General features: G+C 71.8%; 7 protein-coding genes. 2 read left to right on the forward strand and 5 right to left on the reverse strand.

The annotated features are described in order from the left end of the window. Window positions 1-171: 171 nt before the first annotated feature. From I6A60_RS28365 to I6A60_RS28375, 3 genes are all read right to left on the reverse strand, one after another. Window positions 172-1,347 (reverse strand): branched-chain amino acid ABC transporter substrate-binding protein, encoded by a 1,176-nt coding sequence (locus I6A60_RS28365; protein ID WP_203021559.1) that lies wholly within the window; start codon window positions 1,345-1,347, stop codon window positions 172-174. 545 nt (window positions 1,348-1,892) lie between these two features. Further along, window positions 1,893-2,126: a zinc ribbon domain-containing protein gene (locus I6A60_RS28370; RefSeq protein ID WP_203021560.1), complete on the reverse strand. Its 234-nt coding sequence runs from the start codon at window positions 2,124-2,126 to the stop codon at window positions 1,893-1,895. 49 nt (window positions 2,127-2,175) lie between these two features. Beyond that, window positions 2,176-2,679: a DnaJ domain-containing protein gene (locus I6A60_RS28375; RefSeq protein WP_203021561.1), complete on the reverse strand. Its 504-nt coding sequence runs from the start codon at window positions 2,677-2,679 to the stop codon at window positions 2,176-2,178. A gap of 460 nt (window positions 2,680-3,139) precedes the next feature. On the opposite strand from I6A60_RS28375, the gene I6A60_RS28380 reads away from it, so the two are divergent. After that, window positions 3,140-4,669 (forward strand): CoA transferase, encoded by a 1,530-nt coding sequence (locus I6A60_RS28380; protein ID WP_307873906.1) that lies wholly within the window; start codon window positions 3,140-3,142, stop codon window positions 4,667-4,669. Between the two features lie 552 nt (window positions 4,670-5,221). Here the strand turns inward: I6A60_RS28380 and I6A60_RS28385 are convergent. Then, on the reverse strand, window positions 5,222-5,935 hold the full coding sequence (locus I6A60_RS28385) for a hypothetical protein (protein WP_203021563.1): 714 nt from the start codon (window positions 5,933-5,935) through the stop codon (window positions 5,222-5,224). Window positions 5,936-6,102: 167 nt separating this feature from the next. Beyond that, a complete protein-coding gene (locus I6A60_RS28390; RefSeq protein WP_203021564.1) occupies window positions 6,103-6,519 on the reverse strand; it encodes a DUF2795 domain-containing protein in 417 nt (138 codons plus the stop codon). A 794-nt stretch (window positions 6,520-7,313) separates the two neighbouring features. Here I6A60_RS28390 and I6A60_RS28395 point away from each other — a divergent pair. Then, the gene (locus I6A60_RS28395; protein WP_013427858.1) at window positions 7,314-7,802 is read left to right on the forward strand and encodes a MarR family winged helix-turn-helix transcriptional regulator; all 489 of its coding nucleotides are present in this window, start codon (window positions 7,314-7,316) and stop codon (window positions 7,800-7,802) included. Window positions 7,803-7,880: the final 78 nt, after the last annotated feature.

Genomic DNA, 7,880 nt, shown 5'->3' on the forward strand with positions numbered 1-7,880 from the left:
GACGACCTCGGCCCGCTCGACAGCCTGTCGAACGCGCTCGTCGCCGTGGAGGGCCTGCTGCCCCCGGTCGACGGCCCCGGGGGGGGCCCCCCCGCCCCGCCCCCCCCCCCCGCCCCGCCCCCCGTCGCGTACGGCGCAGTGGCCGCACGCGACGGGGTCCGGGCGGCTAGGTCAGCCGCCGATCAGCTTCGACGTCTGGCCGAGGACGGTCAGCTGGCCGCCCTTCACCTGGTAGATGTAGAACGACGCGTCGGTGACCTCACCGGTGGGCGTGAACTTGATCTGCTTGGTCAGGCCCTTGATGTCGAGCTTGCCGAACGCGGCGGAGACGGACTCGCGGGTCGCCCCGGTGCCCAGCTGCTTGAGCACCGCGATGATGCCGTTGGTCGCGTCGTACGCCTCGGCCGAGTAGGTGCCCGGCTCGGCGCCACCGTTGGTGCTCTTGTACGACGTCACGAACGCGGAGGCGTTCGGGTCGGCGCCGGCCAGGAGGCACGGGCAGCTGATCAGGGCGCCCTCGGCGTTGGCCGCGCCGGCCTGCTTGATGTACTCGGGGTCGAGCGAGCCGTCACCGGACATGATCTTGCCGGTGAAGCCGGCGCTCTTGAGCGCCTTGCTCAGCAGCGCGAACTCGGCGTAGTAGCCCGAGTAGTACAGGACGTCAGGCTTCGCCGCCACGATCTTGGTGGCCTCAGCCGTGTAGTCCTTGGTCGGGTTGATCGAGTCGTGCGTGAACTTCGTGCCGTTCACACCCAGCTCGGACTCGATGACCTTGGACAGACCGGTGCCGTACTCGGACGCGTCGTCCAGCGAGTAGACGGTGGTCGGCTTGAGCACCTTGGAGATGTAGTCGGCGGCGGCCTTGCCCTGGCCGGCGTCGGTCGCGATGACCCGGTAGAAGGTCTTGAAGCCCAGTGTGGTCAGCGTCGGGTTGGTGGCCGACGGGCTGACCGACAGCAGGTTCGCGTCCGTGAAGAGCTGCTCGCTGGCCTTGGTGGCGCCGGAGAACATCGGGCCGACCAACGCGATGACGTCCGAGTTGTCGACCAGCTTCTGGGCGGCGGTCGGCGCGACGGCCGGGTCACCCTGGTCGTCGGACTGGACGAGCTTCAGGGTGAACGGCAGCGACGAGTCCGCGTTCGCCTCGGCGATCGCGGTCTTCACGCCGTCCAGGCCGTTGATGCCCAGCTGCTGGTTGTCACCGGACAGCGGGCCCTGGAAGCCGATCGTGAAGGTCTTCTTGCCACCGCTGGACGAGCCGCTGCTGCCGCTGCTGCCACAGGCGGCAGCGGTCAGCGCGACCGCCGACGCGAGCGCCAGCGCCCCAACGAGCCTGCGCCTTTCCATCAACTTCCTCCTACGTGTGCCGGGCATGACCCCCAGCCCGAACGCCGCCGCTCCCGCGTCCGACGCCCGGCCATCAGGCCAGCCACCCCAAGGACGCGAGGAGGCGCGCGCCCGGCCGTGGTGATCGGAACCGGTGCGGTCTCCCCTGCTCCCAACGCCCGCGACCAGCGGAACCGGAAGATCTCCGACTCCGTGGTGCAGTCCGCGCCGAGTTGGCGGAAACCTAGCCAACCCGAGCGCGGGCGGGTAGGGCAGTTGAGGTCTTGTTACACGTAGGACACATTCCAGGCGCTTTCGCTACGCATCCGTTCACAATGCGCGGCCCGCGGCCCCCGGCTAGCAACACCAAGGGACCAGCCCGCGGGAACCAGGCCGCTCCCTCAGGAGCCCAGGCGGACCAAGCAATCACCCAGGGCGATGGGCACGACGGCAGGCTCGCGCCAGGCGGCTACCAGGCAAGGGACGCGCGGCGAACCAGCCCGGCGACGGCGACCGAGACGCGAGAGAGATGAATGACAGCTGGATGACGCGACACTGTCGGCGGATCAGCCGCAGCCGCAGGCACCACCGCAGCAGCCGCCACCGCCACCGCCGGCCATGGGAGCCGGGGCGCCCATCGACATCGACGAGCCGCGGCTGACCGCCACCGCCGAGAAGACCCGCGAGGTCTCGACATGACCGGCGGGGCAGGGCACCGCCGCGGCCGCGTCCTCGGTGATGCCGCGGCGCACCTCGAACGAGGAGTCGCAGACCCGGCAGCGGTAGTCGTAACGAGCCATGGGTCTGAGGATAGGGAACGCAGGCTCCCGGTGTCCGCCGGTCCTCGCGTCAGGGCGACCGGCGCCCGGCCGACCGGCGCCTGCGCCGCGTGCCATGGGTGGGCGGCGGGCGGTTCGCCATGATCGCGGCAACCGGCGGGATCACCATCGCCACGAGGGCCATCGCGATCGCGGCCGGCACGGACACCGGCCGGACGACCGTCCCGGCCAGGATGAACAGCCCCAGCGCCACGGTCATCATCACGAGGTAGCCCCGCTTCACCTCGCGGCTGACCCCGGGGAAGGCGGGAGCCGGTGGGCCGCCGGGCGCCCCGCCTTCGGCGTCCGTCGCCGCAGGGGCGCCGCTGGTGGCGAGGTACTCGTCGTAGCCGGCGCGACCGGCCGGGTCGCCGAGGATGTGGTACGCGGTGGTGAGCCGTTGGAAGGCGGCGGCATTGCCACCGGCGTCCGGGTGCAGCGCCCGAGCGGCGTGGCGGTAGGCGGCCCTGATCTCGTCCGCCGTGGCGGACGGCGGGACGCCCAGGAGGTCGTACAGCGTCGTCCGCCTGGTCATGGCGGCCTCCTCTCCCGACCTCGGCCTCCCGTTGATCGAGGATCACAGAACGCGACCCGGGATGTGGCCGAATCACAGCGACAAAAGAAGGCCGTCTCGACCCAGGAGTGGGCGATAGTGGCCGGCTTGTCGCACTTTGTTGGCACGAGTTGCCGACGGCACGCAGCTCATCGCCTTCTGCGATGAGACACCAGGTTGGGCCGTTGTGTCGGACGCCAATGCGCAAATGCGATGCTGAGAGTTGCCGAATGCCCACGGTATGCATCAGTGGTGACCGTGGGCGGTGAGCCGGACAGGCCTCAAAGCGGACGGAGCCATGGCGGATCAGCTGCATGACCTACCGCTACCGGGCCAACGCCCCACGGCGTCGGACCCACCCGACCCACCCGTGCCATCCGCACCATCCGCACCGGAAGACTCAGCAGCGCCAGCAGAAACACCTGCGGCCGCCGACACACCTGTGCCGGCACCAACGCCGGAATCCGGAGGTATCGGCGAATCCTCCGGCGACGAGGCGCGGGAGCTCGCGGGGGTCGTCACCGAGTTCGCCCGACTGATCGGGGACGCGCGCGCGGCGGCCAGGCTCACGGTGACAGGCCCCGCCGACGTGCTGCCAAGCCTGTACCGAGTCACCGTGGCCGCGACCGTCGCCGTCGCGGCCGCCGCGCACGGCGCCGCCGAGCTGTGGGCCGCACGGTCGGGGGACGACTGCCCTCCGGTCTCCGTCGACACCCGGCACGCCGCCGCGGCGTTCCGCGGCGAGCGGCTGCTGCTGATCGGCGGGCGGCCGGCGCCGAACCCGTCAGACCCGCTGACCGGTTACTACGCGACCCGGGACGGCCGGTGGATCCAGGTGCACTGCAACCTGCCGCACCATCGGGTCGGCGTGCTGGAGCTGCTCGGCGCCCGGGCCGAGCCGGCCGCCGTCGCCCAGGCCATCGCCCGCCATGACGCGGCCAGCCTGGAGGCCGAGCTGCAGTCGATGGGCATGTGCGCCACGATGGCCCGCGCCGAGCGGGAGTGGTGGGCGCATCCGGCCGGGCGCGCCGTCGCCGGGCTGCCGCTGATCGAGATCGAACAGCTCGACGAGGGCGCGCCGCCGGCCGGCCCGGCCGCGATGGCGCGGTTCCGTGGGACCACGATGCCGCCGGCGCCGGCGCAGGCGCTGTCGGCCCAGGCACAGGCGGTCGCCTCCCCTGGCCGCCCGGCGGCCGGGCTGCGGGTCCTCGACATGACCCGCGCCATCGCCGGCCCGGTCTGCGGCCGGGCGCTCGCCTCGTTCGGCGCGGACGTGCTGCGGGTGGGCGCGGCGCACCTGCCCGACAGCCGGACGCTCCTGATCGACACCGGCTTCGGCAAGCGGGGCACCTTTCTCAACCTGCGGGTCGCCACGGACGCCCGCCGGCTGCGCGAGCTCGTCGCGGCAGCGGACGTCGTCATCCAGGCGTACCGGCCGAAGGCCTTGGACCGGCTCGGGTTCGGGCCGGAGGACCTGGCCAGGATCCGGCCGGGCATCGTCTGCGCGACGATCAGTGCCTACGGCCGGCTCGGGCCGTGGAGCGGGCTGCGGGGCTTCGACGGGCTGGTGCAGACGGCGTCCGGGGCCGCGGTCGAGTCCGCGCGGGCGACCGGTTCGAACCAGCCGGAGCCGCTGCCCGCCTCAGCGTTGAGCCACGCCACCGGGCACCTCGCCGCCTATGGCGTGCTGGCCGCGCTCGCCCGCCGGGAGGGCGTCGGTGGCAGCTGGCACGTCCGGCTCTCGCTCGCCCAGACGGGCCGCTGGCTGATGGGCCTTGGCCAGCGGGACACGCTGGCCCTGCCCGGTCTGAGCGACGCCGACGTCGAGCCGTTCCGGCGCACGATGCGCAGCGAGTTCGGCGAGCTTTCCTACATCGCCGCGCCCGGTGTCGTCGGCGGCGCCACGCGCGGGTACGACCGCCCGCCGAGTTCGCTGGGCGCACATTCCCCGGGCTGGGCCCCAATCCGCTGAGCGCAGTGGCTTGGCGCGCGCCGCCCGGGCGGAACCGAATCGCTTGCGCGACCAGGTGGCGCCAGATCGCCACATTCGCACCTTACGCCTTGTCCCTTTATGTCTCAGCTGCCTTGCTTCTTGTCTGCCGTCGCCGGATTTCCGCACGTCCGATTGGGTCGGAATTCCGATCTGGCTTCCGACGCACGCGGTTCCGGTCGGCCCAGCACTGGGGTTAAGTGCGGGAACCGTGCTCGGGGTGGCCGGCCCGGCTGCGCTCGGGAGCCGAACCAGCGTCATTGCGAGACGAGACCGAGTCGTCCGAGTTGCCGCGGCGACGGCGCGCGCGTGTGCGGGTACCGACGTCAACCTGCCGCTCACGCTGTCCGGCCGCCGCCGCGGCGCGGTCGGCGAAAAGACGCTGTCTGATCAGGTTCAGGGTCTGCTCGCGTTCTGTCTGATCAAGTCCGGCCGCGAGGGTGTGAAACAAACCACCAGAAGCGGGTCGCCGGCCGTTTTCACTCGTCGCACCCATGCCTGGATGCGTACCCGGTCATTCGACGGCTATTCCTGTTACCTTCCGTGCCCGCCCTGGTCGGGCCCGCTCCTGCCGGTTGGCCCGACGGCAGGTGCGTCGCGCGATTCGGTCCCGGCCGGGCGAGCCATGGCCGCCGCCGCGGCCGCGCTCCGGCCTGACGGCACCGCCGGGCTGGGCCGGCCCGCGGCCGGCTCAGCCGAGCCGGGCCACCATCCAGGCAGGTGGCGCTGCCCTGCCGGCGATCGACGCTCCTCGGGGCCGTCCAGCCCCGCCGCGACGACCTGGTCGAACGTCGGCACCGTCCAGTCGGTGCCCGGCCGGCCCAGGATCACCCGGGTGGCCACGCACAGCGCCCAGACGGCGAGCACGGCGCCGACCGCCATCACGTCCAGGCCACCTACCAGCCAGGACAGCCCGAGGATCACGGTCGCCAGCACGAGGCACAGCGTGATGAGGCCGAGCAGGTTGCTGACGCGCGGCAGTCGTCCCGCGTCGTGCGAGTTCCTCAGGTCCGCCGGGCGGCCCGACCGGCCGGCGGGACCGTCCGGCGGACGATCCGCCGCATTGGTCGCCGGGCTATTGGTCGCGGAGGTGTTGGTCGCGGGGCCCTCGGTCGCGGGGCCCTCTGATGCGGGGCCACTGGGCGCGGAGCCATTGGTTACGGGGGCTGCGGGAGAGCTCGGCTGGCGGGTCGGAAGCAGTCCGCGGACCAGCCGTCGGTCGCCCGCACCCGAGTCGCGGCGTTCCATGCCGCGCTCCTGCCCGCCGTCGCCGTCGTAAGACGGGACAGGGACCTTCAGCCCGGCCAACCTAGCCAGGTCGTGCCAGGGGCGCGGAGCCCGGCGCTCGATCCGCGCCGTTCTCCGCGCCCCAGGACTCGTCATGATCGAGATTTCGACGGCACCGGTACGCCGTCTCAGTACCGGGTCTTCTCCACATGGGCGCCGCTGTGGACGGCGCGCCAGAGCTCGCCGACGGAACCGAACTGGCCGCGCTTCGGCGCCTGTCGGATCTCCTCGACCACGTGATCGGGAGCGTTGTGATCGCGCAGGTGGCCCATGACCTCGTCACGGTCGGCCGGGAAGACGGCCCGGCTGAGCCAGCGGGCCAGCTCGGAGCGTTCCTCGACGTCGCTGAGGCTCATCCCGCGCGGAGCGCTACCCCGGCCTATCCCATCCGGGCGGTCCAACGCCACCGGAACCTCGTCGGTCGTCGGCTCGGGCGACCTCCACTCGGCGGCGTGGGTCTGCCTGCGGGCTCGGACGTAGTCGCGCACCTCGTCGGCCATCGCCTCATCGAGCTGCGGGCCGTGCTTGGCGCTGCCTCGGTCCATCGGCTGCTCCCGTCACGTGATGCCTGGCCTTATGCCTCGGCGTCGAGGGTGCCTGGGGCCACGTGGCCGCTGGGTCGTCCTGGACTCCTCTCGGGAATCGGCCCCGAGCCCGGACCGGGACCTACCCGGACGGGTGTCGGCAAAGCACGGGCTGCCAGGCCTCGGATCCACGGAGCCAACTGGCCAGAGACGGCGATCCGGACGCGGCGCTCTGAGCACCGGGACCGATGGAGCAGTGGCCCATCAGACCGGATCGACCCGGTCCGGCAAGGACAGTCGGGCATCAACGACCGTGTCGGCCACAAGACAGTTCGTTCGGGTTCTTCCGACGCAAGGAAGACGGCACTCGGTGTCAAATTAGCCGCACGCATGGCAAGTCGGGGGTGAAAGCGGAATTGTCGGTACTTTTGCGGCCCGCAGACCCCGTTCTCGACGGACTTGGCACCGCTTCTCCGGCGATTCCGCCACAGCATGGCCTGATGCGGATGATTATGATCTCATCCCATCAAGACCGCGGGCTGGCAGCCACCGACCTAGACCACGGACCGACGACCACGGACGAACGACCACGGACGACCGAGCCGCACCGGCGCCACCGCCAGCCTTCGGATCCTCGAATCCATCCGAGCGGCTCCGATCCCCTGTTGCCTTCGACATCCCCGGCCCTTCGCGGTCCTGGTCCTTCGATGTCCTCGGCTCGAGACGCGCCATCCGGTGCCCGACGTGAACGGACACAGACCCTGAACACGCACACACTTCCCGACCATTCGGCAGGGAATGGTGGACGGACCACCGTGTCGGTACCGTCCGGAACTGCCGTCGACGGCGCCGCGGACCTGTCGGCCAACCCAGGCCACCTGGCCCGCCGGCTGCAGCAGGTCATTCACCAGCTGTGGACGGCCTCGGTCTCCACCGACACCACGCCGCCCCAGTTCGTCGTCCTGAACAGCCTGCGGGCGGCACCGGACATCGACCAGCGCACCCTCGGTGAACGCGCCTGCCTCGACCGCTCGACCGTCGCGGACGTGGTCGCGCGCCTCGTCCAGCGCGGCCTGATCCGCCGGGTCCGCGACCCACACGACGGCCGGCGCAACGTGCTCCGGCTGACCACGCGCGGGGAGGGCACTCACACCGAGGTGGCGCACCGCGCGCAGACGATGAACGAGCAGCTGCTCGCGCCGCTGTCCGGGGACGAGCAGCTCACGCTCGTCGCCCTGCTCAACCGGGTCGTCGACGCGCACCCCGCCGGCCGTTCCGGCGGGGCCGAGGCCGACCCGGACTGACCGGACGCTGGGGCGAGCTGTGTCGGGCTGACCTGTCAGCCCGACGGCGGCGGCGCGGCCCCCGCGGCCTCGGTCCCG

Source organism: Frankia sp. AgB1.9, from assembly GCF_016786355.1.
Taxonomy (GTDB): domain Bacteria; phylum Actinomycetota; class Actinomycetes; order Frankiales; family Frankiaceae; genus Pseudofrankia.